Below are 26,110 nucleotides of genomic sequence, written 5' to 3' on the forward strand. Positions count from 1 at the left end.
TGCCTCGGCGGCGTGTCGGAAAAAGGCAGCGATCGCATTCTGCCCCGCAGGAGGGGCGCCCGATGGCTCCCGGTGGCGTTCAGTCTGCGGGAGAAAAATCCACGCTCTTCCAGCTGTGGTTATCCGTGCCCGACCACAGATTATGCGCGCCCAGAATCCCCCCTTCGTTCATCAGTCGATAACCGCCCGCAGCCCAGCAGGTATTGTCGGCGACCAGCATAGGCGGCCTGGACCGATCCGTATGGGGAGACAGCGCCATGCAGGGGCCTCCGGTCAGCCCGGTGATCTGGTTGCCCGTGATCGCGATATTGCCTCCTGCCACGATGACAGGCGAATGCGCCGCCGATGCGCCCCAGACATTCGAACCGGAGAGGATACCGCCAAACATTCCTGCCAGATGAAAAGCTGCCCAATGCGCATCCGCGCCGCTTCCCGGCAGATCGGCGCTGCTATCGACAATGCGGAGAAAGGGAAGACCGTCTGCGAAAATGCCTGCCTTTCTCCCCTCGAGATAGGACTCCGAAATGCTGAGATCCTCGTCTCCGGGGCCGCTCTCGGCAAATACGCCATACTGTGCTTCGAGGACACGCAGATTGCGGATCTTGGTTCCCTGTACGGCAGGCCCGAGAAAGACGCCCGTGCCATGAAGAACGGTGACATCCGTCACGTCGTTATTGGACGCGAAAGCGACCGGCTTGCGCGCGGAATCGAGCGTTCCGGCGATGGAGATGGCACGCCCCCCGGCAGGAGACCGGAAAAAACTTCGCGCTATGCGCGCATCCGACGCGTTGCGGATTGCGATCCCGGTCCCGAATCCCTCGACCGTCAGCGCATCGATCCCGCCTTTGACATTGCCTTCCAGGCGCAGCGCCACGGCCGCGGATTTCGAAACGGTTTCGATCCTGAGATTGCGGATTTCATAGAGGGTCGCCTTGCCGCTGCCCGAATTGCGGAGCGACAGACCGCCTTTGGAGAAAACGAGTGTATTGCCGCGACCGTCGAGAGAAAACGAGGCGGCTCCGTCCGGCACGGCCAGAGCGGCCACATGACAGACGCCGCGAAACGTGAGTTGTGTCCCATGCATGGCGCTGTCATCAACCGCCCTCTGGAATGCGGCCGTATCGTCCGTCTTCCCGTCGCATCGGGCGCCGTAATCGAGGGCGCTCACCGTGTCCGACCCGGCGCGGGACACGGCAGGAAGAGCGAGAAAAAGGAGAAAGACGAGAAAGACGAGACATCTGTTTTTCATGATCACTCCTACCGAAACGGACAGGAATTCACCACCACAACCGGGCAGAAGGATGCGTTATCTGCACTGAATTGAGTGTCTCTGAAAGAAAAACTTCACTATCCATACGTCGTTCTGCCCCTCATTTGTCGTCTTTCCTCCGCAATTTCGGGAGGATCCTTCGCCCGCTCCTCCCATAACGATACAAGAAGAGAAACAAGATGCGCCTGACAAGACTCTCCTTCTCCGCCGGATCGCTCATGGCCCTGGCCGTTCAGGCTCCGGGACTGGCGACGCCGGCATGGGCCGCATCGAACGCTTCGACTGCATCGGCATCGGTTTCCCCTTCGACGATGACGGGCAGCGCCGGGGCTGTGCCGGCACGCGAGGGGCGCGATAGCGGAAGAAGCGAAAACGCCGGAAGCACCGGTGTGCGGATGGTCATGACCCCTGAATACCGCCTGCACTGGCCGGACGGGCTGGGCCGGGTCGATATCTATGCCGCCCTGCGCCCCGATCGGGATGGAATGCGTCTCATGCAACGCGGTCTCTCGGGCGGGACGGCCAGTCTGGCATCTCCCTTCCCGGAGCAGGATCGCGTCTATTTCTTCATCAAACCGCAAAACGGACAAGACGGGCTCTGGCTGGCCGATCGGGTGCTCACCCTCGAGGGGGTCGCGAATTTCCGGGATATGGGCGGATACGAAACGCAGGATCACCGTCATGTGCGCTGGGGACAGCTATACCGCTCGGCAGCGCCCAGTGGCCTGACCTCGCAGGATTATGCGCAGATCGACGCGCTCGGTATCCGGACCGTGACGGATCTGCGCACCGAAGCCGAACAGCGCAAGCAGCCCACGCACTGGAAAACGGGACCGAACGGCACACCGCCCGCTTTTTTCGCATCGAAGAAGCCGGTTCTCCCGGGCCAGATGACCGACCGCGCCCAGCTGGCCCGGCTGGACACCCGTCAGGCCAGGGCGATGATGGCTGGGTTCTATTCCCGGATGCCGGAACTCTACGAGGATGAGCTGAAAGGAATTTTCGCGCGCCTGCTGGCTCACCGGACACCGACCCTGACCCATTGCACGGCGGGGAAGGATCGCACCGGATTCGCCTCTGCGCTCGTTCTTTACGCGCTTGGCGTGCCGGAGAAGACGATACTGGCCGATTATGCCATGAGCGGCACGCTCCTGCGCGCCCATATGACCCCGAGCTTCAAGGCTGCGATGAACGATCCGAAAACGGGGGGAGCCGCCACAGCCGCAAGCCCTGCCATGCAGGCCATGCTCGATTCCGATCCGGCCTATCTCGAGGCGGGTTTCAGGGCGATCCGGGAACGCTACGGTTCGGTCGATCGCTATCTCAGCGAGAAGCTGGGCGTCGGACCGCAGCAGCGGGCCCAACTCCAGAGTCTCTATCTCGACTGATCCATTCCCGCGTCCGTTCCCAAACGCAAAAAAAGGAGGCCTGTAACGGCCTCCTCTCCGATCGGCACGGCCGGAACCGTTCCATCGCGCAAACCGCGCGACGCGCGATCGACACCGCCCCGATAACGAGGCGGTGCCAGCGCGATCATTTCTTCTGCGAGAGTACGGCGTCGCGGATGCGCTGACCGATCTTCTCATCGACATTGGTCCAGTATTCGAAGACGCGGGAGAGGACCGGCTCTTCCACACCACCGAGAATATGACCTGCCGCGTTCTGGACCAGACGCTCGCGGGCGGCATCATCCATCACGCGATTGACGAGCGCATTCGCCTGGTTGAAATCGCCATCGTCCTCACGCAGCGTATAGGCGGCACGCACGAACTCGCCATCGGCTGCCCAGACGGCATCCTCAGGGAAGCGTGCGGAATCGGCCGCCGATCCTCCCTTGGAATTGGGAGCATAGACCGGATCGCTTGCAAGTGCGGAACGCATGGTGCCGCCCTTGGAATAGGAGTGGACCGGACATTTGGGCGCATTGACCGGGATCTGCTTGTAGTTCACCCCGAGACGGGCCCGATGGGCATCGGCATAGGCGAAGGAACGCGCGAGCAGCATCTTGTCAGGCGAGAGACCCGTTCCGGGCACATGATTGTTCGGCTCGAACGCGACCTGTTCGATCTGGGCGAAGAAATCCGTCGGATTGCGGTCGAGGGTGAGCTTTCCGACCTCGATCAGCGGATATTCGCTCTGCGGCCAGGTCTTGGTCAGATCGAACGGGTTGATGTGATAGGTCTTCGCGTCCTCGAACGGCATGATCTGCATCTTCAGCGTCCAGCTCGGATTTTCTCCGCGCTTGATCGCGTTGAACAGATCGCGGCGATGGTAATCGGCATCGCTACCGGCCAGCTTGTCCGCCTGGTCCTGCGTCAGACACTTGATGCCCTGATCGGTCTTGAAGTGATACTTGACCCAGAAGCGCTCACCCTCCTCGTTGACCCACAGATAGGTGTGGCTCGAGAAGCCATCCATGTGCCTCCAGCTCGCGGGAATGCCGCGATCTCCCATGAGCCACGTCACCTGATGGGCGGATTCCGGGCTGAGAGTCCAGAAATCCCACTGCATGTCGTTGTCGCGCAGACCGTTATCGGCACGACGCTTCTGGGAGTGGATGAAATGCTGGAATTTCATCGGGTCGCGGACGAAGAAGATGGGGGTGTTGTTCCCCACCATGTCGAAATTGCCTTCTTCGGTGTAGAATTTCACCGAAAAACCGCGCGGATCGCGCCAGGTATCCGGGCTTCCGGATTCACCCGCGACGGTCGAGAAGCGCGCCACGACCTCGGTCTTCACGCCCTTCTGGAGAAACTTCGCCTTGGTGTAGCGGCTGACGTCATGCGTGACTTCGAAATGACCGAAAGCGCCGCCACCCTTCGCATGGGGCTGACGATCAGGGATCATCTCGCGATTGAACGTCGCCATCTGCTCGATCAGATAGTGATCGTTCATCAGGATGGGGCCATCGGCACCGACGCTGAGAGAATATTCGGTGCTCGCGACGGGAATGCCGGAATCGTCGGTGGTCGTCTTGGGGCGATCGTCAGCCATGGAAACTCTCCGGTTGCAGGAACTGCAGCTATAAAACCGGAGTTTCGGTCGGGTTCCTTCGGATCGTTATCGAGAGTTATTGTCGATGAAGACGATCCGAAAGTTGCGCCTGTTACATATGATTATTGATAATGATAGTCATTATCATATGACAGAAATGTCGTCTCGCCAAAGGCGCCCGCCCGGGGAGCGCCCGCTGGGCGCATCGTGACGCAGCGGGCGCGGTTTTCCTGCACGCGCTGCGATCAGAGCTCGCCCGTCAGGAACTGTGCCCGCCCGTGTCCGAACGACCAGTGGGCATCCGCATTCTCGACGACGGAAATCATGACATCCGATGGCAGGATGCCGCATTTCTCTTCCAGGGTTTCCGTAAGACGGCGGTAGAATGCAGCGTTCTTTCCATCGCCACGCGGACGGGTGAACATCTGAACGAGAACGAATTTGTCGGTCCTCGGAATGGACAGACCAGTATCCTCCGCAATCATGTGAGATTTCCTGTGCTCGGAAACGAGCTGATAGCGGTCGCCACGCGGCACCTTGAAGACCTCGAGCATGGCTTCATGGGCCGCATCGAGCAGGGTGCGGATCTCGTCTTCGCTGCGACCCTCGTAAACGTGAAAATGCAAAAGTGGCATAACTGCTCCTGCGATAGAATCGAGACATCCCTTCCCCCAACCGGGAAAGGGCCGGTTTCAGAGAACCTGCCAGCAGCGCTCCCGGCTGGACCGGAGCGCTGCATCGATCAGGCGCTGTATCTCCCAGGCCTCCCTGAAATCGGGGCTGGCGGGACTGTTGCGATCGATGGCCCGGATGAACTCGGCCATTTCGATCGTTTTGAGATCGTTGAATCCCAGCTGATGGCCGCCTGCGACGCAGAAGGCTCCATAGGGAGGGTGAGACGGCCCGGCCTCGATCAGCCGGAACCCGTTCCCGCGCGGGTCTTCTCCCGCCCGGAAATAGCGCAGCTCGTTCATGCGCTCCTGGGTGAAGGCCAGCGTGCCCTTGCTTCCGGAAATCTGGAAGGCGAGCTGCATGCTTCGTCCTGTCGCAAGCCAGCTTGCCTGCAATGTGCCGGAGCACCCGCGCTCGAACGACACGATCAACCGGGCGATATCATCCACGGCAACCTCACGGCGCTTCGTCGCTCCGGCGGAAACAGGACGTGTCGCAACCGGCGTATCGAGCTTGGCGCAAAGCTCGGTAATCGGCCCTGCGAGATAGCGCGCCACAGAAACGATGTGACTGCCTACATCCGCAATCGCACCGGCTCCACCCCTGGCATCGCACCGCCATGACCAGGGTGTCTGCGGATCGGCCATGAATCCCTCGGCATGAATCCCGTTGAAATCGTAGATTTCGCCGAGCTCCCCGGAGGCGATCATCTCGCGGGCCAGCTTGAGAAGCGGGTTCTTGAGATAGTTGAATCCGGTTGCGGTACGCACGCCCGCACGCTCGGCCGCACGCATCATCTGCCAGGCATCGGCGGCGTTGACGGAAAGAGGCTTCTCGCAATGGACATGTTTGCCCGCAGCGATTGCGGCAAGCGCCATCTCCTTGTGAAAGAGCGTCGGAGTGGTGATCGAGACGACATCGATATCGGGATCGGTCACGAGGCTTTCCCAGTCCGTGGTGGATCCGGAAAAACCGAACTGCTCCCTGAATGCCTCCGCACGGGCCGCATCCAGATCGGCCACCATGTGCAGGACGGGGCGGGATATATCCTCGAAAACATTGCCTGCCGCCAGATAGGACAAGGCATGTGCCTTGCCCATGAAGCCGGTGCCGATCAGGCCGATACGGACAGTCTTACGCATGTTCGTGCTCCGCAAGACGTCAGACGATCTTCTCGTCATGGGGCGCCGCAGTCCGACCGCGTGCCGAACCGGTGCGATGATTGATCATCGTGTCCTCGATCTTTTCGAGCGAGACCCCTTTTGTCTCGGGCACGAGCCCCATGACGAACCAGGCACCGAGGATCCCGCATCCCGCGAACAGCCACATCGAAAACGCACCGTGGAAATGATCCATCAGATATCTGTTCTCGTTCAGCATCGGGAAAAACTGGCTCACGAGAAAATTGGCCGCCCACTGGAAACAGACCGTGAGACTGATACCGACCGCGCGGAAACGGTTGGGGAAGATCTCCGAGATCAGGATCCATGCGATCGGCCCCCAGGAGAAACCGAAGGTCAGCATGAAGACGATCATGCCGGTCAGCGCGAGAAGTCCGGTCGTCTGGGTGTAAAGCGCCACAGAAACGATCAGCAGACCGATGACCATTCCGATCGAACCCCAGAAAATGAGGGGTTTGCGACCGTGCTTGTCGACGATCCAGGCATTGATCACGCATCCTGCGAGAAGAGCCAGTCCGATCCAGATCGTCTGGAACAAGGCGGCCTGATAGCTGCCGCTGGTCGATTTAAGCAGCATCGGCGCGTAATACATCATCACGTTGATACCGGTGATCTGCTGCATCCCGCCGATCATCGCGCCTACGAAGATGATCCAGCGCGCCCGGGGATCACGCAGAACCCTTGCGAAGCCGAGAGAAGTCTTCGCAGCATCGTTCAGCGATTGCTGGATCTCGCGGAGGAGGTTCCGTGCATGTCCCTCGTTCGAGATACGTGTCAGGGTTTTGAGCGCCTCGTCGTGCCTGCCCTTGAGCACGTGCCAGCGCGGCGATTCGGGAATGCAGAATATGACAGCGCAAAAAAGGATACAGGGGACGATTTCCGACCCGAACATCCAGCGCCATCCCATATCCACGAGCCATTCCGACGTGGCGGACCGGGCAATCAGATAATTGACGATAAACACCACGACCTGACCGAAGACGATGGCGAACTGCTCCATGCTGAGCGCTCGACCGCGCATGTCCTTCGGCGAGACCTCGGACATGTACATGGGCGATACGGCCGAGGCGACGCCCACCGCAATGCCTCCGATCATGCGATAGATGACGAACCAGGTGAAATCATCCGTAATCGCCGTTCCGACCGACTGGATACTGAACAGCAGCGCGCAGATGAACAGGGTCATGCGTCTGCCGACGCGATCGGCCATGACACCGGAAAGCAGGGCACCGATCATGCAACCGACGACCACATTGGAGACGGCCCAACCGGTCTGTGCAGGGGAGAGTTTGAAATATTCGGTCAGCGGCGTGATCGCCCCGGAAATGACCGAAGTGTCGTAACCGAACAGGATACCGCCCAGGGCGGCAATCGCACAGATGCGCAGCACATAACCGACGTCGTGACGCTCGGATTGCACCATAACCACGTCTCTGATTTTCTTCATGGTCAGCTTCTCCTCGCCCGGCTGCCTGAGCCGGTAGGGAAATCAGTTTCGTAATCGAAATGTTATTGACTATGCGCGTCACGCCATTTCCGGACAGGCTCCCGCTGCGGCCTTGTCGCAACGGGAGCTGCACCGGGAAACACGGTTTGACGCCCGCTTGCCTGGCCCGGTGGCCCCTTTCTGGAAAGAGGCCCGGCCCTAGCGATCGTAAAACGCGGGACGATCCATCATGGTGATCGGTTCGATACGCCCGCTTTCCTGGGCCTTCACGCACACATCGGCAGCGACGGAGGCACAGTATCCGTCCCAGGACGTGGCACCGTTGAGCTTTCCGGCTTTCACGCCATCGACGAAATCCTGCAGCTCGACGTCGTAGGCCGCGATGAAACGATCCTTCCAGTCGGTCATGATCTCGCAAGACTGTTTCGCCGATTTCCTCACCTCGACTGCAGCCGGCAGCGGCAGGATTGCCTCGCCCAGTTCACCGACCACGGCGCATTTGATGTCGTAGCCGTACTGACAATTCACGAAGACCTCGACATCGATACGAATTCCCTTGCGCGTCTCGAGCATGATGATCTGGGGATCGCGCATATGAGGCAGGGCTTTGGATGTGCGCCGCGGGAAGACGACCTGCGCACTGACATAATCGTCCGCGAGCATCCAGCGGAAAACATCGAGCTCGTGCACCAATGTGTCGGTGACAGACATCTGGATCGTGTAGTTCTCACCGACACGGGCATTGCGATGCGCAGCGTGGACCATCAGCACCTCGCCGATCTCACCTGCATCGATCAGCTTCTTCAGGGCACGATAGCCGGAATCGTAGGGACGCATGAATCCGACCTGGACAAGCCGCCGCCCGAGTGCCGCCTCGGTCTCGACGATTTTCCGGCAATCCTCTGCCTCGGTCGCCAGCGGCTTCTCGCAGAACACATATTTTCCGTGCTTCAGCGCCTCGAGCACATATTGAGCGTGCGTCCCGCCCCAGGAGGTCACGATGATCGCCTCGACTTCCGGGAGAGCGATCAGCGCTTCGCCCGACTCAGGCACCTTCGCATCCGGCGCATATTTATCCGCGACCTCGCGCGCGCGGGCGAGATTGACATCCGTGATCGCGACGATCTCGGCGCCGGAAACCACCTGCATGCAACGACGGGTATGGTCTTCACCGATAGCGCCTGCGCCGATGACACCGATTTTGAGAGTCATTGTTCCGAACTCCGTTCTGGATCAATAGGGAAGATGGGCCTGATCGGGATCCATGGAGAATTTCCATGCCCGGCGCGGACCCGCCATGACGTTGAGATAATAGAGATCGAAGCCATGAGGTGCTCCGACCGGGTGATACCCTTTCGGCACGAGCACGACGTCGCGATCGGCAACGGCCATGGCCTCGTCGAGCGAACCGTCCTTCGTGTAGACACGCTGCAGCGCAAAACCGCTGCCGCGTTTCAGACGGTGGTAATAGGTTTCCTCGAGATAGGTCTCATTGGGAAAATCATCCGTGTCGTGCTTGTGCGGCGGATAACTCGACCAATGTCCTCCGGGAGTAATGACCTCGACGACGAGCAGCGTCTCGGCTGGCGCCGTATCGGGCAGGATATTGCGAACGAAGCGCTGATTGGTGCCCGATCCTCGCGTCAGCTCTCCCACCTCTGCGGGTGGGATGACGCGCGCCGGATATTTTCCCTTGGCAGGCGAAGCACAGACGGCCAGTTCTACCTCTGTCTCCGCTTCGACGCGCCACTCTGCACCGGAGGGCAGATAGACCGACCAGGGCAGACCGCTGAACGGGTCCATACGCTCACCGAGAACGCCGAAATCCTGTCCGGCACCGGTGATGCGCGCCTTGCCGCTGACCAGAACGAGGCAGACCTCGTTCGGGCCCGTGCGATCGGAAACGCTCTCACCGACCGAGAGCTTGCGGACGTTGAAACCGATATAGCCCCAACCTGCCGAGTCCGGTGTCACCGAGACGGTGCAGCGTTCGGCGTCAGGTTCGTGAGAGTGAATGAGAAGCTTCGAACTCATGACAGATGTCCCGTAGCTACAAGGGTATCGATCAGGTAATTCCGACCCATCCGCGCATAAACGAGAGGGTTGGCAATCTCGGGATCCTGCTCCGCTTCGAGCACGATCCAGCCGTCATAATCGGGAAGCTCGCGCAACACGCGCGCATAGTCGATGCAGCCGTCACCCGGCACGGTAAACACGCCGGACAGCACGCTGCGCAGGAAGCTCCAGTCATAGACATCGGCCTGGGCGCGTTTGAAAGGACGGATATCCTTGCCGTGCACATGCCCTATGCGCGCACGATAGGTGCGAGCGAGTTCGGCCGGATCCGATCCGCCCCAGAGCGCATGACCCGTATCGAGAAGCAGCCTGACCGACGGGCCGGTCTTGTCCATGAAGCGCGCGATATCGTCCCGCGACTGGACGACCGTCCCCATATGATGATGGTAGACGAGATCGATCCCGTGATCGGCAAGATGATCCGCAACGACGGTCATGCGGCGGGCAAACGTGTCCCATTCGCCACTTTCCAGGACAGGGCGCTGCGAAAGCGGCGTGTCGATCTGCCCGTGAATGGCGTTGGACGTCTCAGCCGCGATGCAGACCTTGCACCCCATTCCCTTGAGCAGTTCGAGGCGCGGCCGGAGCGCGGCGATCTCTTCTTCGGCGCTCCGGGTCAGAAGCTCTGTCGACCACCATCCCGAAATGAATGCGAGACCGAACGGCTCGAGCGCCGCTTTCATTTCCGCAACGGTCTGGGGAAATTTATGCCCCAGTTCCATGCCCTCGATACCTGCCTTCCTCGCCTGGGCCAGGCACATCTCAAGCGTGGTGCTTGCCCCGACAGACTGCATGTCGTCATTGGACCAGATGATCGGATTGGCACCTATTCTGATCGTCATTCTTTCCTCCTCGTCCTTGCGGATCGATCCCCTGAGCCCTCAGTTTCCGATGCGCTGCGCGCCACGCTTGCGCTCGTAATCGGTACGGGCTTTCTTCACCGGCTCACGGGACGAGATCTCGGGGACGACCACATCCCACCAGGCGCCGCCATCGGTCGTCATCGGACCGGGATCCGTATCGATCACGATGACGCTCGTACGATCGCACGAGCGCGCGCGGTCCACAGCTTCGCTGAGCGCCTCGAGACAGGTCACTTTCTCCGCATGCGCGCCCAATCCGCGGGCCAGCTGAACGAAATCGATCTCGAACGGGCGAACCTGACGGCAATCTTCCCAGAGATTGTTGAACGGCGCGCCGCCGCATTCCTGCTGCAACCGGTTAATGCAGGCGTAACCATGGTTGTCGAGCAGAACGACGATCAGCTTCTGGTTCAGCATGACCGATGTCGCGATCTCGGAATTCAGCATGAGATACGAGCCATCGCCGATCATGACGATCACTTCGCGTTCGGGACAGGCCATCTTGACCCCGAGCGCACCGGCCAGCTCATACCCCATACAGGAAAACCCGTATTCCATATGGTAGCCGCCCGGCTGTTCGGCCTGCCAGTGCTTCTGCAACTCGGCCGGCAACCCGCCTGCGGCACAGACCACCGTATCGGTGGGGCGTCCGACGCGCTGCACGGCACCGATGACCTGCGCATCGGTCGGCAATGTCGTCTGGCTTGCCTCGGGCAGAGCCTGATACCGCGCCGAGATCTCCATCCAGGCGCGGTATTCGGCCCCGGCCTTGTCCGTCCATGCAGAATCGGCCTTCCAGTCGCCAAGCCCGGCCTCGAGCGAGGTCAGAGACCGCGCGGCATCGCCGACCACGGCGAGCGCCTGATGCTTCGTTGCATCGAATGTCTGCACGTTGAGGGACACGATCTTCATATTGGGATTGGCAAACAACCCCCAGGATCCAGTCGTGAAATCGGCAAGACGCGTGCCGACAGCGATCACGAGATCGGCCTCCGCCGCCATGGCATTCGCCGCGGAACTCCCGCTCACGCCGATACCGCCCATGTTCAACGGGTTCGAGGTCGGCAGGGACGAGCGTCCTGCCTGGGTTTCTCCCACCGGAATGCCTTTCGCGGCACAGAACGATGCGAGCTGCTGTTCCATCCCGGCATAGAGCACGCCTCCGCCTGCGATGACGAGCGGCTTGCGCGATGTCCGGATGAGCGCCAGCGCGTCCTCGAGCTCCCTCTCATCCGCCAATGGGCGACGGATGCGATGGATCCGCTCGGCAAAGAAATGCTCCGGATAATCATAGGCCTCGGCCTGGACATCCTGACAAAGCGACAAGGTCACCGGACCGCATTCGGCAGGATCGGTCAGCACGCTCATGGCCCGTGCAAAAGCAGGGATAAGCTGCTCGGGGCGCGTGATACGATCGAAATAGCGCGATACGGAGCGGAAGGCATCGCTCGCGCTCACCGTGCCATCGCCGAAATCCTCGACCTGCTGCAATACCGGGTCAGGAATACGGTTGGCGAAGATGTCGCCAGGCAGGAGCAACAGGGGCAGCCGGTTGACATGCGCAACCGCAGCGCCCGTCACCATATTGAGCGCGCCCGGCCCGATCGAGCTCGTACAGGCCATGGCCTGACGGCGGCGCGATGCCTTGGCAAAAGCGGTCGCCGCATGAACCATACCCTGCTCGTTATGGCCACGAAGGGTCGGAAGCTTATGACGCTGCTCGTGCAGCGCCTCACCGATACCGGCAACGTTGCCATGACCGAAAATTGCCCACACACCGGCAAAAAAAGGCTCGATGCGCCCGTCTATCTCGGTCTTCTGCGCCATCATCGCCCGTACCAGGGCCTGGCTCATGGTCAAACGGATCGTTTTCATTCCGCAATACTCTTTTCTGGCGTTAGGCTGACGTACCGGCAAGAACCGCGCGATCGCGCGCCTGCCAGGCTTCCACGAAGGCTTCGAACCGCTTTGCCATTTCTGCCACAGCCTGCGCGTCGGTCGTCTTCCCCGCGAGCCAGTCGCGGGCGGGTTGGGCGAAGATCGTACGACCGATCGCAAAGCCCTTGACCCAGGGCGTTGCAGCGGAGGCCCGGAAGGCGTCCATCAACTCCTCGGCAGGCGCATCGAGTCCGAGGATCACGACGCCACGACAATGCGGATCGCGCGCCTCGATTACGGCGCCGATCTTCTTCCACGCCTCGGGATCGCGTTGCCCCTCGAGTTTCCACCAGTCGGGCCGCAGGCCCTTGTCGTAGAGACGCGACAGGATCGAGGAAACCGTATCCGCGGTCAGGGTGCCATTCTTGCCGGCAATGATCTCGATCAGGATTTCCTTGCCGAGCTTGCGACAGGCATCCTGGGCCCGGATCAGTTCCCGCTCCTGACGGAGTTTCAGTTCCTCGGAGTCATCGGGATGATAGAAGCAGAGGCATTTGATGACCTGCTCGCCCGGCCATTCCACCAGATGCGCGCCGAGAGAGCCGCCGCATTCGAAATCGAGCGGACGCGAACCCGTCTTCTCTATGGGACGGGCAATCCAGAGCCCGGCATGGGACGCCTCGAACAATGCATCCTGCCCGTAGCGCCCGTCCATGAACACACCGAACCCCGGACGCCCTCTGGCAACCGTTCGGGCCGCCTCGATCGCCAGTTTCTTGAATGCGGGGATCCGGTCGAACGATGCGCCGACCGCGCTTGCGATCTCCTCGAGCTGCAGACGATGATCGCAGGCCAGCGCCATGATCGGCGTCGCCTGCGCGCGCCGGGTGGTGACCCAGTGCAGATGGTTGAGCTCCCGGTCGCGGCGCAATGCCCGCTGCGTGCTGCCATGTTCGAGAAACCATGTCAGCTCTTCCCAGGTCGGTATTTCCGAAGAGCAGAGAAGACGGGAAACCGCGAATGCCCCGCAGGCATTGGCGAAGCGGCAGCATTCGGCAATCGGCTCACCTCTCACCCAGCCGCGGAGAAAACCGGACATGAACGCATCGCCGGCGCCGAGCGTGTTATAGACCTCGACCGGGAAGCCCGGCCCCGAGATACCGTCATCCAGCGAGTCGGGTATTTCGCCCTCGAAAACGACACATCCCATCGGTCCGCGCTTGCAGACGATCGTGCCTTTCGACACCTTGCGGATCGCGCGGATCGCCTCGAGCGTATCCTCACTCCCGCCGGCGATATGCAATTCCTCCTCGGTGCCGACGATCAGATCGCATTCCGGCAGAATTTCCATGAGATGGCGGGTTACGTTGTCGGAACGCACATAGCGGGATTCACCATCGCCGATCCCGGCCAGTCCCCAGAGGTTCGGGCGATAATCGACATCGATGGCGACCTTGCCGCCATGCGCGTGCACGAGTTTCATCGCCTTGCGCTGCGCCTTCGCCGAATGCGGGCGCGAGAAATGCGTACCGCTCACGACGATCGCCTTCGTCCGGGCGATGAGCGCCGGATCGATATCGTCCTCGTCGAGAGCGCCATCGGCGCAATCGGTGCGATAGAACAGAAGGGGGAAATTTTCCCTGTCCCGCACCCCGAGAATGGCCAGTGCCGTGAAACGCTCGGGATCGACCTTCACGCCATCCGTACACACGCCCTCACGCTGCAGCTGCTCGGTGATGAACCGGCCGAAATGCTCGTCGCCCACCCGGGTGATGAGGGCCGATTTGAGACCGAGACGGGACGTGCCGATCGAGATATTGGCAGGGCATCCCCCGACGGCCTTGCTGAAACTGGCCATATCCTCAAGACGGCCACCGATCTGCTGGCCATACAGATCGACCGAAGAACGCCCTATTGCGACGATATCGAGATCCTGTTCACGCATCCCCGACTCCTGCAGCATGTTACGTTGCTCATGATAAGAACATACATTCTGTTCTCAGTCACGGGATAGAACGTATATTCCCTAAATTCTCTTAACATTGCACGCGTATGTGATTATCGGATCGACAGGCGCGCCCGATCGCGCCATTCAGAGATGCAGGATGGGTCGTGATATTCCGATGGATGAAACCGCTTTGACCGATTTTCCCAATGACGACGCGTCGGAGCTCTCCGATTTCGACGCATTTCATCATCGTCTGCGGCTCAGCTATGCAGGCCTGCCGCGCCGACTGGTGCAGCTCGCCGATTTCGTGACCAGAGAACCGGACGAGGTTGCCCTTGGCACGGTCAGCTCTCTGGCACATCAGGCAGGCGTACAGCCCTCGACCGTCGTCCGCTTTGCCCGGACGCTGGGATTTTCGGGATTTTCCGACATGCAGGCGGTATTCCGCGACCGGCTGCGCCTGCGCAATGTCACCTACAAGGATCGGGTGAGCGCGCTCCATCGCGGTGACGGACAGCCCCTCGAAGGGGCAACCATATTCAACGGATTCTTCGAAGCGGCCATGGAGTCGCTCCGCGCGCTTCAGAGCCATCTCATTCCCGAGCGTCTCGAAGCCGCGATCGCGACGCTCTCGGCTGCCGACTGCATCTATCTTCTGGGGCTCCGGCGCTCGATGCCGGTGATACGCTATCTTTCCTATCTGCTGGCCAAACTCGATATCCGCCATCAGATCATCGGGCTGGAAACCGGGATGGAAGAAGAGAGCTTCACCCATGCAGGGCCGCAGGACGCTGCCATCGTTCTGAGCTACACCGCCTATGCCCCACGCACGATCGAGCTCTTCAGGGCTCTGGAGGCCCGCTCGGTTCCGGTGATTGCCATGACGGACAGCGCCGCAAGTCCCGTCATTCCGGCCTCGGGCTTATGGCTGGAGGTGCACGAAGCCGATTTTCAGGGCTTCAGATCCAATGCGGCGTCCATGGTCCTTGTCTCCACCCTCGCTGCCGCAGTGGCCGAACGGCGAGGCTGAGACGGCCCGGGTCACGAACCGGGTACGGGAGGGGAGCTGAGGCCATGCATCGCCTCCGACAGCAGGGCTCGTCCCGACAAGCTGCGCTCGCCCCCTGACAGGACATCGCGCCCGACAGGTCATCGCGCACGCAACGGGATCAGACCGCCTCGATCGCCTTCATATGGCGCTCGAACGAATCGGCCCCGTCCGCAAAGGGATTTGGAAAACGCGCCTGGAGTGTCTCGCTCTCGCGATAGGCCAAACGATGCGATCGGGGGATGGGAGCGCCGCTGTCATAGCGGTCGAACGCCCACCACCGCTCTGGCAATCCTTTCACGCAGTTGCGCGCGAGCTGCGCCCGGTACCAGTACATCAGCTCGAACACCTCGATCCGGTCGTTGCAGTACCGCTCGAGCATGACCTCACCCGCCCAGGTCACTTTCGTGAAATGGAAGAAACGGAGCAGGGCCTCTCCGGCATAGATCCGGCCGGAGGCGTCGATCGAGATGGGCCTCTGGCTCAGATTCCAGCTCGCCACGTTATAACCGGGATCACGCAGGATCATGACCCTGTCGAAAAACGCGGGAACGAGGTCGCACCATCTCTGATCCGTGAACAGACCGTTCGGAACATCGTCATAACAATAGGAGAGCAGCCGGTCGCGCCACCAGCGCGCGAAGCGACGCCCTTCCGTACGGCAGGAGACGGCAACGAAACCGAGATTATAGACGCCATGCTTGAGCGTACCGATCTCGTTATCGCGAATTGCCTGATCCGACGTATCCGGCGCCAGAAGATGCGGGGTGAGAATCACATCATGCGTATCCAGCCCGCGCACGACCTCGGCAAGTTCGGAGAACAGCGCAATATCCGGATCGATATAGATGACCTTCTCGGCCCCCTCGTCCAGCAGACGACAGAGCATGGCGCCCTTGACGGCGGTACAGAGCTCCACGACGTCATGTCTGAACATCCACGCGTTCAGATTGGCAACGCCCAGCTCATCGATCCTGACAACGGAATCGATCGGTTCGTCGGCGAGATCGAATACGAAACCCGGAGGCTCGACATCGGACAGACAGAGGGAAAAAACCCAGTCCGGATGGTGCTTCCGCAGGGTTTCGCCGAGAACCCTCACCCGATCGAGATAGGCAAAGGAAGCGCTCGTGAAGCAATGGATTCTGCTCATGCCCGAACCTCACGCTCTGTCATATCGGCTCCTCGCACGCGCCACATCGTCATACCAGCTCCTCGAGCCAGGCGATCGTATCGCCCTGTTTCATCAGGTGCCCGCGCTGACGGGGGGAAAGGTCGAGCAGGGTAAAGATCTGTCCGCTTCGCAGGAGTTCGGTCAGCTGGGTCTCGTCATCGAGGAGCAGACCCTGTTCCGGCACCTGCTCCCTGATCAGGTCGGGCACATTGCCCGGCCCGCGCGGAGCGAGGAGAAACGCGCCCGCTGCGATCGCCTCATGGGCCGCATAACAGAAGGTCTCCGCGCAAAGCGACCAGAGAAGGACGGCATCGATATTGAGCGCCGCGACAGATCTGATCATGGCGTCTTCGCCATCCTCGGCGATATTGACCGGGGTATGGATGATATTGCCCGGGCCGACGACGCCATGATCCATGCCCAGATGATGAAACTCGTATCGTGGATCGTGACGAAACCGCTCGGCGAGATCCCTGAAAACGGACCAGCCTTTCAGCCTGACACGATGCCCCAGATAGGCGATGCGGAGTTTCTCTCCCGCGGAACGACTGCCATAGGGCATTTGGGCGCCCGCCATGAGAAGCCTGCCGAGCGCACGGACACCGGCGGAACGAAAGGTCAGTGACGTACTCTCCTGCCAGATGGCAAGAGCCGCGCGCGAAGGCGCCAGAACATCGGGCGTGAAGCGTGCGAAAAACGTGGCAAGACGGGCGAGAAACGCTTCCCTGCCCTGGCCATGACGGCAGATACCGCATGCCATCGAGGAAGCCTCGGGCGCGCCGCAATAGACCACGTCGTTACGCAGGAGCTGGATCCCGCTGCATAGCGTGTAGAAATCATGAACCCAGGCCACCACGCGCCGACATTTCAGCGCATCGATGATATCGCCGAGATCGTCAGGATCGTGACCCATCAGATGATGAATGACCGCGTACGTCTCGGATCCGGGTTCGATCGCCGCCTGAAGAGCCGCTATCAGGGTGTGCGGCGTCACCAGACCGAAAGTGCGTCCGTTGAGCCTGACCGCCAAAGCGGAGGGCTCGGTCGGAGAGCGGCGGGCAAGTCCGCCACCGGGCATGGCCGGCGCGAGATGCAGATAGTTCCAGCCCGTTTCCGCGCATCTTTCCTCCTCGGTGAGGATCAGCTTCTGGACGCCGCCGACATTTTTGGCGAATTCGTCGTGACTGACGGACAGGACGGTCGGTCCTTCGCGCCAGGCTTCGCGCAGGAGCGACACAAGCTCCGTCTTGCCGAGCACCCTTTCGCCCGGACGCCCGCGCGTCGCGCAGCCGGACGCCGAAGCCAATAGATGAAAACCGTTCTGTACGTATCCTCTCTGCTCACGCAGGGGATGCGCTGGCCTTCTGCCCTCCTTGCGCCCCGATTGCGCATAATGCTCGAGCGGATTGAGCCCTGCAGACGCCACGTCGTAATTCTGCGTGAGATAATAGCGTGTGTCGAACACGGCGTTGGGGTTGCGTCCCTCACGCCAGCCCATCGAGCAGTAATGCGCGAACGCATCGACCCCCGATGTCGCGACATCGGGATAGGATTGGAGATAGAAGCCCCTGTCGAAGAAAGCCTCTGTCCTGGTGGCATCGTCTTGCATGAGATGAGTCCGGCCGGAGTGTTTTTTCAGCGATGACGCAATTTGTCGCGTATCCGCGCCGCGCATCGGCGTGCCACGCGCGCGCCGCGTCGCAACAGCGGATGTCGGACGGCGAGATGCCGGATCGGTGATGTCAGGCGCCAAACCGTGCTGGTCTCGAGCTCGAAGATCCTCTGTTGCAGATGGGCCAGCTGCTCAGTCGATGCCGTTATCGTCTGCGGAACCGGTATCATGCGGCGCTCGTTCTGCAGACGGGCCTCGATGCTCGGTCGTATCCGCGTTTCGGCCTCGAGACCGGTTTCCGCCAGTTGATCGTAGGTACGCGCGGCGCGCTCGGCCAGCTGCGCCTCGAGACGCCCGATCTCTCGCCGGGCTTCCCGGATCGCCGCCGTCTCGGTCTCCAGGCTTCGTGCGAGACCGGCGCATCGTTCATCCGCTTCTGCGAGCGCTTTCTCTGCGCCCGAGCGGGCGTGATCGGACGCCTCAAGCCTCGCTTCGAGCGCAAGACACCGCTCCGACAGCAATGTGCCATGCTCCCAGCCCGGCGAGAGAAAGGCTGCGAAATGCTCGTCCCGCAGGGAATGCCCGGCCAGAGCCGCGATCGCAGCGCCCTCTTGCCCTTCCCATTCGGCGAGTCCCCAGCGGGGCGTTTTCCACAGCGCATCCCGCAATGCCTCGACCGAGGGGATCGCACGCAGCAGACAGCCATGCGCCTTCAGGGAGTCGCCGAGTACCGGCGCCTTTCGGGGAGAAACCAGCAATCCGGCCTCGTAGGCACAGGGAAAGATGGCCGTATCCCGGCGATTGAAATTATCGGGATTATGGGAGGGAAAGGCGAAATAATGGATCTCCAGCCCCCAGGAAAGAAGCGTCGCACACAGCTCGAGCGAGCGACGATCCTCATTGCATTCGAGCCACAAGGTCGTCTGCCCGGTCGCGATATGGGCCGCATCGCTCTGCACGATGCTCAGCTCCATTCCCTCGGCATCGATCTTGACCAGATCGAAAGGCCCCTCCTCCTCCCGGAGCGTTGAGAGCGACACGGGCGGCGGCGGCGGCGGCGCATCGAGATCCTGAGCGTCCGAATCCGCATAGGAGACCGATCCGATATTGTCCGGATCGCCATGGGGCGACGCGATGACGGCATCGGTGCTGCCGGCAAGGCAATGCCTGACCCGCGTCCCTTCGGGGGCGAGACTTTCCACGTTCTTGCGCAGATAGGGCATGACCGCGGGATTTGCCTCGACGAGACAGAGCCGGGAAAGGCTGGCTGCCCGGGAGAGTCCCAGACCGAAGGTCCCCAGACAGGCCCCTATATCGAGAACGCGCGCATCGTCCGGAAGAACGGACGCGACAAAGGAAACCTCATCCCAGGCCCATTCTCCGTAATGCAGAAGAAAACGGCCGATGAGATCCCGCGTTCCGTCGGGAACCTTCAGCGAGCCATATCGCGTTGGAACGTCTCTCACGAAAGGTAACTCCGTTACGATCGGGTGAAGTAGCGCAAAAAAGACGTTACATGAAACTCTCCTTTCCAGAAAGATGCCCCGGAAAACCGGGGGAGGAGATTCTCGCGAGATCGGGGGGAGGAGGGCCTCTCAGACCGGGGCAGAGTCCGGGCGGCGCGTCGAAGACGAGGCTTTCTCGTTCGGAGAGATGGCCAGCGGGGGAAAGGCGGCATGGGCGTTCAGGGTCGCGTAGTGGAAGGACGTCACCACGTCGATCCCGACATTGCGCACCATCCGCTCCAGACCGCGCTGCTGGTACTCCTGGGCGCGGAGCGGCAGGCAGCGCGCCAGAAGACGACGCGCTCCCCGCGGCGACACCACATAGGCACAGAGGCCGAAGCCCTGCAGCAGCGGGCACAGCGTGGCGGTCCGTTCCAGCGTGGAGAAGAGGCCCGCATTCTCCTGCATGTGTTTTTCCCCGAAGGTCACCGTTGCGGCCGTCACGCCGGGAAGGGCATCGAGGGTGATGGGCGCATTGAAGTTATAGCCGAGCAGCAGGATATCCCATTCATCCGGAAGCGCGCGGATCAGGCGCGCGCTCTCGCTCTCGAAATTCGCGCAGAGCCGGGCATCGTCCTCGAAGATCATCAGGATCTCCTCTTCCCGGGCTGCCCGCCCCCATAATCCCAGATGGGAGAGCGCCGCGCCGAGGGCGCCGGGCGTGTAGGCCAGACCGGGCTCTGCCACGCCGCGCATCACGAGACGGTCGAGACTGATCTCATGGCCTTCCGTCGCCTCGTGTCTCTCGATACCGGACACATGGGCATTGGCCGTCATGAATGACGACAGGCGTGCAAGATCGCATGTCCTGTTGATGACCAGCCTGCGCATTCTCCCTCCCGCCCGATCTTGCGACACGATATCCCGATGGCGCGTTTCTGCCCATCGTCTCCGACACATCGTGCCGAAGGCATCGTGCCGAAGGCATCGTGCCGGAGACATCGTTACGCATACGCCTTTCGCAGAGCGCTCAGTAGCCCCGCTCGCGATCGAACAGCAATGCAGGCCGTTCCCCTCGCTCCAGCTGGCGGATGACATCGGCCAGATAGAGAACCTGCGCCCTGCGAGAGGCCTCCGAGGCCACATGAGGTGTCAGGATGATCCGCGGGTGCTCCCACAGGGGCGCGTTTGCGGGCAGGGGCTCCTCTGCGGTCACGTCGAGAACCGCCCCTCCGAGACGCCCTTCATCGAGCAGGGCGATCAGGTCGGCTTCGACCAGATGATCGCCACGCCCGACATTGATCAGCCCCGCCCCCGGCTTCATCCTGCCCAGAAGGGCGCGATCGAGAATATGACGGGTCCGGGATGTGCTCGGCAGGAGATTGACCAGAAGATCCGTCTTTTCCAGCCGGGCCGACAGCGCCGCGTCACCGGTGCACAGATGGACAGGCCCGTCCTTTCCGCCCTCGCCCGAGCGGCGCCATGCCGTGACGGAGAAGCCCGCTTTCGCCAGATGCTGCGCCACGACCGAGCCGATCTGCCCGTATCCCAGAACCGTCACCTCGGTCTCGCGGCTGGTGCGCGAGACGAGATTGCGCGACCAGACCCGGGCGGCCTGCTGCAACGCCCAGCCGCGCGCATCGCGCAGCAGGGAGATCGCAGCCCACAGGACATAATCGGCCATCAATATGCCGGTATCGTCTCCCCCCATCCGGATCAGGGGAACATGGTCGGGGAAACCGGGCCGAGAGACGAGATGATTGACACCCGCCCCCGTGCAGAGAATGCCGCGCATCCGGCTCAAGGCCCCGAGATCCGCATCGGACACCTCCCAGACGAGCGCATAATGCGCCGCCTCCCGCTGTGTCGCGGGATCGAACCATGAGACGGTTTCGATATCGGGCGCACAGGCAGCGAAGGCCTGACGCCAGCCCTCGAACGCTTCGGGGCCATCGGCACTGATGGTCAGTCTGGGCGTCATTCCTCTCTCCTCCTCGGCCGCACCGGTTCGGGACGAATCGCCCAGGTCCCGGCTATCGGGCTCCGGCTATCGGGCCCCGGTTGGTATGCCCCGGCTATGGCACCCGGAATCTCAGACTGGCGTTTCACGACGCAGCGGCATCGTCATGCAATGGATGCTGCCACCGCCACGGGAGAACTGATCCAGTTCCGGCTCGAACACGCTCAGCCCCTCATCGCGCAACAGCGCGTTGATACGACGCGAATGCCTGGGACTCACCACGCGATTCCCGCCGAGAGCCAGCACATTGCACCCCATGTCGCGCATCGCCTCCTTGTAGGAGACCGGAAGGATGCGGATCCCCTGCGCCGCGAACCAGGCCAGATCGTCATCCTCGAGCACATCCGTCACGCCGATCGCAAGCCCTTCCGTGACCATGGTGAAGATCACGTCGAGATGAAGGAAATGCTCGGGAAAATGGATCATGCGACATGTCCAGCCCGCCGCCTCGAAAGGACGGGCGAAAGCCTGCGCCCCCTCGAGCGTCGTACGACCGCCCGATACGCCGATGGCGAGCAGCCCCGGCCGGATGATGTGGATATCCCCTCCTTCCACGTATCCCTCGTCGCAGCGATGGACGATGGCCTCTTCTCCGTAAAAAGCCTCGACCGTCGCGCGTTCGGGCTGACGCTCGGGCCGCATGAGCCGGGTGATGACGGGGCCCCATGGCGTCGTCTGCGACGAATCGCGCGTATAGACCTGATAGGGCAGCCCCGCATGCGGCGTCAGGAAGTGGCAGGTCACGCCCTCGCGCTCCAGAATCGCGACAAGACCGTCGAACTGGCTCCGGATCAGCGCCGGATCGGGGCGCGCGCCGCTCGCGAGCGTCCGTATCGCGATATCGTTGCTGGGATTCCAGCTGTAGTGATCGGGCGGGCAGAGCAGCACGTCCGACAGGGTTCCGGTCTCGCTGTCGATGAACCATCGATCCGACGCCATGATCGTCTCCAGATAATCAGAACTGACCCGCTTCGGGCGGATACAGAGGCTAGAGCCCGTCGTATCGTTCCTCGATAACAATGAGATGGAGTTTGGTTTGGCGTTTCGCAAATTATGCGAAACCCTGCCCGCGTCCATACTCGTTCCGGATCCGGTTGCGCCATCGGCCGGTTGATCGGGACGAGAGGGGAGATATCATAGCGTGTTCTCAGAAACAGGATCGACGCCCTTGTCCCGTATGCGCATGCAGGCACCGACTCGCCGCCTCCCCCGTTCCAGCGGATTCCAGGGCAGGATCGCCGAGGTCGATCTTCGCCTGCTCCGCGTATTCGCCTGCGTTGCCGATCACGGGGGATTCGCCGCCGCCGAGCTCGCTCTGGGCAAGAGCAAGTCCTCGATCAGCATCGACATTGCAGCCCTCGAATCCCGCCTGAACATGGTGCTCTGCCATCGCGGTCGCGCCGGATTCGCGCTTACGCGGGAGGGAGAGGGCGTTCTGGAGGCCACGCAGCGTCTGTTTTCCGATCTCGACATGTTCCAGCAGCGGATCAATGACGTCAGCGGAACGCTGACCGGGCGATTCTGCCTCTATCTTCCGGACAACATCCAGTTTCACGGCGAAACCGCTCTTCTGCGCGCGATCCAGCTTTTTGCCACACGCCATCCGGCGGTCACGCTGGATGTGCGATCGGCCTCGACGCGCGATGTCGAATTCGCCGTGCGCAATGGCACGGCCACGGCAGGGATCACTCTCTACCCGCTGCAAAGACCCGATATGGAGGCCACGCCCCTTTTCAGCGAGCGGTCCAATCTCTATTGCGGCGTCCGTCATCCCCTCTTCGATGTTCCCGAAGAGAGGATCGACGTCGCAGCCCTTGCTGCCACCCGGATGATCGATGTATCGGACGCCGCCTCTTCCCCGCGCTGGGACGAGCTGAAACCCGCCATGACGTTTTCCGCGACGGCCGAGAACATCGATTCGCGTGCATTGCTGATCCTGTCGGGGATGTATGTCGGATTCCTGCCCGAGCTTTTCGTTACGCAGATGGTCCAGCAGGACCGTCTGCGTCATATCCGCTTCAACGACCTGCATCTCGTCAATCATTTCTATTTCCTGATCCGTCCCACGCCGGAAAACGGGCTTCTCGCGGAGGCTTTCCGCGCGGCTCTGGAAGAGACGCGCTGATGCCGCGTCTTTTCCTGCTCTGCCTCGTCGCCATTCTGGGCCTTGCCGCGTCAGGCGTCGTCCGGGCCGCCGATCGCCCCGGCTTTCTCAGGGACGGGACCCTGACGGTCTGCACGAACCCGACGCTCCCGCCGATGACCTTCATCAACGGGAACGATCTCTCCGCGCTGGACGGTTTCGACATCGATCTGGCCAGAGCGCTTGCGCGTTACTGGCATGTGGCGGCGCGCTTCGAGACCATGGATTTCGCTGGCATGTTCCCCAGCCTTGCCGCCGGTCGCTGCGATCTCGTGATCAGCGGCGTGCTCAAGCAGCGGGCACGGGAGAAGCTGTTCGATGCCGTGCCCTATCTCGAGAGTTCGCCGGTCGTGGTCTCGAACGGAAGCGCGAAACCTGTCACGAGTTTCGATGCGCTGGCAGGCCAGACGCTCGCCATGCAATCGGGCACGAGCTATGCGGCACGGATCGAGACCATCAACAAGGATCTGGTCGCGCGCAATCTGCCCCCGATCGTGATCCAGCAATATCCGAGCGAAGACCAGGTCGTGCAACAGGTCCTGCTCGGACGAACGCGGAATTTCCTCAGCCAGGATGTCGAGCTTTTCTACCGCTCCGCACAGCTCGGCGACAGGGTCCGGGTGATCTTCACGCCCAGAATGCCCGATTACGAGGAGCTGGCCATCTATCTCCGCAAGGAGGGGCAGGAGCGCGCCGCCCTCACCCGTGCCATCGATGCGCTGCGCCGGGACGGCACTCTGGAACGTCTGGAGCATAAATGGAATGTCGGCGCCTCGGCCCGCAATGCCCTCGGGGTTACGACATCGCGCCGCCGCTTCGACATGCCGGTCTTCCTTTCTGCCCTCTTTTCCCGGGCGTTCCTCAAAGGGGCGCTCATGACTCTCGTGATCGCGCTCGCATCCCACGCGATGGCCATCCTGATCTCGCTCCCGATCGCGCTCAAGCTCAATGCGCCCCGTTCCCTGTGGCACCCTTTTCTCTCGCTTTATGTCGGCGTTTTCAGGGGCGCGCCTACTCTTTTGCAGTTGCTGTTCATCTGGAATGCCCTGCCGCAATTCTTCCCGATCTTTCACGAGAGCTGGTTCTCGCCCTTTCTCGCGACATGGATCTGTCTCTCGATCAACGAATCCGCCTATCAGGTCGAGATCAACCGCGCGGCCCTGCGCGCGATCGACCCCGGGCAGATGGCCGGCGGCGAAGCGCTCGGGATGACGACCGGCCAGATCTACAGACATGTCATCTTTCCGCAGGCCTTGCGTGTCGCCCTTCCGCCTACGATCAACGAGTTCATCTCGCTTCTCAAGACGACCTCGCTCGCCTCCGTCATCTCGTTGCAGGAGCTCCTGTTCGTCACCCAGACGCAGGTCGCGCGGAGCTTCCAGTTCACCGAATATTACGCGGCAGCGCTCGTCTATTATCTCGCGATGGTCTTCGTCTTTCTGCACATACAGAAACACATCGAAAAACGGTTCGTCTGGGCCAGCCGCAACGGAGGGGGCGCTCATGACGCCTAATTCGCCACCCGATCCGCAAGCCGCGATCTCGATCCGGAAGATGAGCAAGTTCTACGGGGATTTCCTCGCTCTGGACCGGATCAGCATCGATATCGCCAGAGGCGAGAAGATCGTGGTTCTCGGCCCGTCCGGCTCGGGAAAATCGACCTTCATTCGCACGCTCAACCGGATCGAACCCCATGATAGCGGGGTGCTCATGATCGATGGCGCCATCGTCGATGAAACCACCGGCCTGACGGAACTGCGTGGCGCGGTCGGGATGGTGTTCCAGAACTACAATCTTTTCCCGCATCTGACGGTTCTGGAAAACTGTACCCTTGCGCCGAGACTGGTACGCAGGGCGCATCGCGAGGCGACCGAAGCCCTCGCGCGCCAGTATCTTGCCCAGGTCGGTATTCTCGAACAGGCGGAGAAGTTCCCGATCGCGCTCTCGGGAGGACAGCAGCAGCGCGTGGCGATCGCGCGGGCGCTCTGCATGGCGCCGGACGTGATCCTTTTCGACGAACCCACCGCCGCGCTCGATCCGGAGGCGATCAAGGACGTGATCGGGATCATCGATACGCTCGCCGAGCGCGGGATCACCATCATATGCGTGACGCATGAAATGGGGTTCGCACGCCATATTGCCGACCGTGTCCTGTTCATGGATCGCGGCTGCCTGATAGAGACGGCTCCCCCGGACCGTTTCTTTACCGCGCCAGGCACCGAGCGGGCAAAGCAGTTCCTCGCACAGTTGATCCATCACGAATAACGGCCATGGATAGCATTGGGGCAAACTGAGCTTTGGCTTTTTGCAATCGAACGGCATGTCGTTTCGCCTCTTCA

The 26,110-nt window shown here is 61.4% G+C and carries 21 protein-coding genes; 5 read left to right on the forward strand and 16 right to left on the reverse strand.

From position 1 onward, the window contains the following. Positions 1–79: 79 nt before the first annotated feature. Positions 80–1,249: a hypothetical protein gene (locus SSA02_RS08045; protein WP_147093553.1), complete on the reverse strand. Its 1,170-nt coding sequence runs from the start codon at positions 1,247–1,249 to the stop codon at positions 80–82. A 200-nt stretch (positions 1,250–1,449) separates the two neighbouring features. Here SSA02_RS08045 and SSA02_RS08050 point away from each other — a divergent pair, with 200 nt between their 5' ends. Continuing rightward, entirely contained in the window at positions 1,450–2,658 is a 1,209-nt protein-coding gene (locus SSA02_RS08050; RefSeq protein ID WP_147093554.1) for a tyrosine-protein phosphatase, read from the forward strand. 145 nt (positions 2,659–2,803) lie between these two features. Here the strand turns inward: SSA02_RS08050 and SSA02_RS08055 are convergent, their stop codons facing one another. The 9 genes from SSA02_RS08055 to SSA02_RS08095 form a co-directional block, all read right to left on the reverse strand. Continuing rightward, complete coding sequence (locus SSA02_RS08055; protein ID WP_147093555.1) at positions 2,804–4,264, reverse strand: catalase; 1,461 nt, start codon at positions 4,262–4,264, stop codon at positions 2,804–2,806. Between the two features lie 245 nt (positions 4,265–4,509). Continuing rightward, positions 4,510–4,899 (reverse strand): tautomerase family protein, encoded by a 390-nt coding sequence (locus tag SSA02_RS08060; protein WP_147093556.1) that lies wholly within the window; start codon positions 4,897–4,899, stop codon positions 4,510–4,512. A gap of 57 nt (positions 4,900–4,956) precedes the next feature. Next, positions 4,957–6,078, reverse strand: coding sequence for a Gfo/Idh/MocA family protein (locus SSA02_RS08065; protein ID WP_147093557.1), 1,122 nt, complete (start codon positions 6,076–6,078; stop codon positions 4,957–4,959). A 19-nt stretch (positions 6,079–6,097) separates the two neighbouring features. Next, complete coding sequence (locus SSA02_RS08070; RefSeq protein WP_147093558.1) at positions 6,098–7,564, reverse strand: sugar porter family MFS transporter; 1,467 nt, start codon at positions 7,562–7,564, stop codon at positions 6,098–6,100. A 198-nt stretch (positions 7,565–7,762) separates the two neighbouring features. Next, complete coding sequence (locus SSA02_RS08075) at positions 7,763–8,776, reverse strand: Gfo/Idh/MocA family protein (protein WP_147093559.1); 1,014 nt, start codon at positions 8,774–8,776, stop codon at positions 7,763–7,765. Between the two features lie 21 nt (positions 8,777–8,797). After that, a complete protein-coding gene (gene iolB, locus SSA02_RS08080) occupies positions 8,798–9,598 on the reverse strand; it encodes a 5-deoxy-glucuronate isomerase (protein WP_147093560.1) in 801 nt (266 codons plus the stop codon). Continuing rightward, entirely contained in the window at positions 9,595–10,482 is an 888-nt protein-coding gene (gene iolE / locus SSA02_RS08085) for a myo-inosose-2 dehydratase (RefSeq protein WP_147093561.1), read from the reverse strand. Before iolE ends, iolB begins: the two co-directional genes overlap by 4 nt. Before the next feature lie 39 nt (positions 10,483–10,521). Then, entirely contained in the window at positions 10,522–12,378 is a 1,857-nt protein-coding gene (gene iolD, locus SSA02_RS08090; protein WP_147093562.1) for a 3D-(3,5/4)-trihydroxycyclohexane-1,2-dione acylhydrolase (decyclizing), read from the reverse strand. Between the two features lie 22 nt (positions 12,379–12,400). Continuing rightward, positions 12,401–14,326: a bifunctional 5-dehydro-2-deoxygluconokinase/5-dehydro-2-deoxyphosphogluconate aldolase gene (locus SSA02_RS08095; RefSeq protein ID WP_147093563.1), complete on the reverse strand. Its 1,926-nt coding sequence runs from the start codon at positions 14,324–14,326 to the stop codon at positions 12,401–12,403. A gap of 160 nt (positions 14,327–14,486) precedes the next feature. Between SSA02_RS08095 and SSA02_RS08100 the strand changes: the two genes are divergently transcribed. Next, a complete protein-coding gene (locus tag SSA02_RS08100; protein WP_147093564.1) occupies positions 14,487–15,359 on the forward strand; it encodes a MurR/RpiR family transcriptional regulator in 873 nt (290 codons plus the stop codon). A 139-nt stretch (positions 15,360–15,498) separates the two neighbouring features. On the opposite strand, the gene SSA02_RS08105 is transcribed toward SSA02_RS08100, so the two are convergent. From SSA02_RS08105 to SSA02_RS08130, 6 genes are all read right to left on the reverse strand, one after another. Next, entirely contained in the window at positions 15,499–16,530 is a 1,032-nt protein-coding gene (locus tag SSA02_RS08105) for a hypothetical protein (RefSeq protein WP_147093565.1), read from the reverse strand. 49 nt (positions 16,531–16,579) lie between these two features. Beyond that, positions 16,580–18,160 carry a hypothetical protein gene (locus tag SSA02_RS08110; protein WP_147093566.1) on the reverse strand — a complete coding sequence of 527 codons (1,581 nt, stop codon included), beginning with the start codon at positions 18,158–18,160 and terminating at the stop codon, positions 16,580–16,582. A 26-nt stretch (positions 18,161–18,186) separates the two neighbouring features. Beyond that, positions 18,187–19,629, reverse strand: coding sequence for an FkbM family methyltransferase (locus SSA02_RS08115; protein ID WP_186807726.1), 1,443 nt, complete (start codon positions 19,627–19,629; stop codon positions 18,187–18,189). A 129-nt stretch (positions 19,630–19,758) separates the two neighbouring features. Next, complete coding sequence (locus SSA02_RS08120; RefSeq protein ID WP_186807727.1) at positions 19,759–20,499, reverse strand: glycosyltransferase family 25 protein; 741 nt, start codon at positions 20,497–20,499, stop codon at positions 19,759–19,761. Between the two features lie 139 nt (positions 20,500–20,638). Then, entirely contained in the window at positions 20,639–21,589 is a 951-nt protein-coding gene (locus SSA02_RS08125; RefSeq protein WP_147093569.1) for a 2-hydroxyacid dehydrogenase, read from the reverse strand. A gap of 111 nt (positions 21,590–21,700) precedes the next feature. Next, positions 21,701–22,567, reverse strand: a complete 867-nt coding sequence (locus SSA02_RS08130; protein WP_147093570.1) for a dimethylarginine dimethylaminohydrolase family protein — start codon at positions 22,565–22,567, stop codon at positions 21,701–21,703. Between the two features lie 238 nt (positions 22,568–22,805). Here SSA02_RS08130 and SSA02_RS08135 point away from each other — a divergent pair, with 238 nt between their 5' ends. The 3 genes from SSA02_RS08135 to SSA02_RS08145 are packed head-to-tail and all read left to right on the forward strand — an operon-like array spanning position 22,806 to position 26,036. Next, complete coding sequence (locus SSA02_RS08135; protein ID WP_147093695.1) at positions 22,806–23,753, forward strand: LysR family transcriptional regulator; 948 nt, start codon at positions 22,806–22,808, stop codon at positions 23,751–23,753. Then, positions 23,753–25,285, forward strand: coding sequence for an ABC transporter substrate-binding protein/permease (locus SSA02_RS08140; protein ID WP_147093571.1), 1,533 nt, complete (start codon positions 23,753–23,755; stop codon positions 25,283–25,285). Before SSA02_RS08135 ends, SSA02_RS08140 begins: the two co-directional genes overlap by 1 nt. Then, positions 25,275–26,036: an amino acid ABC transporter ATP-binding protein gene (locus SSA02_RS08145; RefSeq protein WP_147093572.1), complete on the forward strand. Its 762-nt coding sequence runs from the start codon at positions 25,275–25,277 to the stop codon at positions 26,034–26,036. Before SSA02_RS08140 ends, SSA02_RS08145 begins: the two co-directional genes overlap by 11 nt. Positions 26,037–26,110 lie beyond the last annotated feature (74 nt).

The organism is Swaminathania salitolerans, from assembly GCF_007988945.1.
Classification (GTDB): domain Bacteria; phylum Pseudomonadota; class Alphaproteobacteria; order Acetobacterales; family Acetobacteraceae; genus Swaminathania; species Swaminathania salitolerans.

Coding starts and splice junctions, on each gene's coding strand:
- SSA02_RS08045 (WP_147093553.1), bottom strand. CDS start 1,249: ATGAAAAACAGATGTCTCGTCTTTCTCGTCTTTCTCCTTTTTCTCGCT.
- SSA02_RS08050 (WP_147093554.1), top strand. CDS start 1,450: ATGCGCCTGACAAGACTCTCCTTCTCCGCCGGATCGCTCATGGCCCTG.
- SSA02_RS08055 (WP_147093555.1), bottom strand. CDS start 4,264: ATGGCTGACGATCGCCCCAAGACGACCACCGACGATTCCGGCATTCCC.
- SSA02_RS08060 (WP_147093556.1), bottom strand. CDS start 4,899: ATGCCACTTTTGCATTTTCACGTTTACGAGGGTCGCAGCGAAGACGAG.
- SSA02_RS08065 (WP_147093557.1), bottom strand. CDS start 6,078: ATGCGTAAGACTGTCCGTATCGGCCTGATCGGCACCGGCTTCATGGGC.
- SSA02_RS08070 (WP_147093558.1), bottom strand. CDS start 7,564: ATGAAGAAAATCAGAGACGTGGTTATGGTGCAATCCGAGCGTCACGAC.
- SSA02_RS08075 (WP_147093559.1), bottom strand. CDS start 8,776: ATGACTCTCAAAATCGGTGTCATCGGCGCAGGCGCTATCGGTGAAGAC.
- iolB (WP_147093560.1), bottom strand. CDS start 9,598: ATGAGTTCGAAGCTTCTCATTCACTCTCACGAACCTGACGCCGAACGC.
- iolE (WP_147093561.1), bottom strand. CDS start 10,482: ATGACGATCAGAATAGGTGCCAATCCGATCATCTGGTCCAATGACGAC.
- iolD (WP_147093562.1), bottom strand. CDS start 12,378: ATGAAAACGATCCGTTTGACCATGAGCCAGGCCCTGGTACGGGCGATG.
- SSA02_RS08095 (WP_147093563.1), bottom strand. CDS start 14,326: ATGCGTGAACAGGATCTCGATATCGTCGCAATAGGGCGTTCTTCGGTC.
- SSA02_RS08100 (WP_147093564.1), top strand. CDS start 14,487: ATGGGTCGTGATATTCCGATGGATGAAACCGCTTTGACCGATTTTCCC.
- SSA02_RS08105 (WP_147093565.1), bottom strand. CDS start 16,530: ATGAGCAGAATCCATTGCTTCACGAGCGCTTCCTTTGCCTATCTCGAT.
- SSA02_RS08110 (WP_147093566.1), bottom strand. CDS start 18,160: ATGCAAGACGATGCCACCAGGACAGAGGCTTTCTTCGACAGGGGCTTC.
- SSA02_RS08120 (WP_186807727.1), bottom strand. CDS start 20,499: ATGCGCAGGCTGGTCATCAACAGGACATGCGATCTTGCACGCCTGTCG.
- SSA02_RS08125 (WP_147093569.1), bottom strand. CDS start 21,589: ATGACGCCCAGACTGACCATCAGTGCCGATGGCCCCGAAGCGTTCGAG.
- SSA02_RS08130 (WP_147093570.1), bottom strand. CDS start 22,567: ATGGCGTCGGATCGATGGTTCATCGACAGCGAGACCGGAACCCTGTCG.
- SSA02_RS08135 (WP_147093695.1), top strand. CDS start 22,806: ATGCGCATGCAGGCACCGACTCGCCGCCTCCCCCGTTCCAGCGGATTC.
- SSA02_RS08140 (WP_147093571.1), top strand. CDS start 23,753: ATGCCGCGTCTTTTCCTGCTCTGCCTCGTCGCCATTCTGGGCCTTGCC.
- SSA02_RS08145 (WP_147093572.1), top strand. CDS start 25,275: ATGACGCCTAATTCGCCACCCGATCCGCAAGCCGCGATCTCGATCCGG.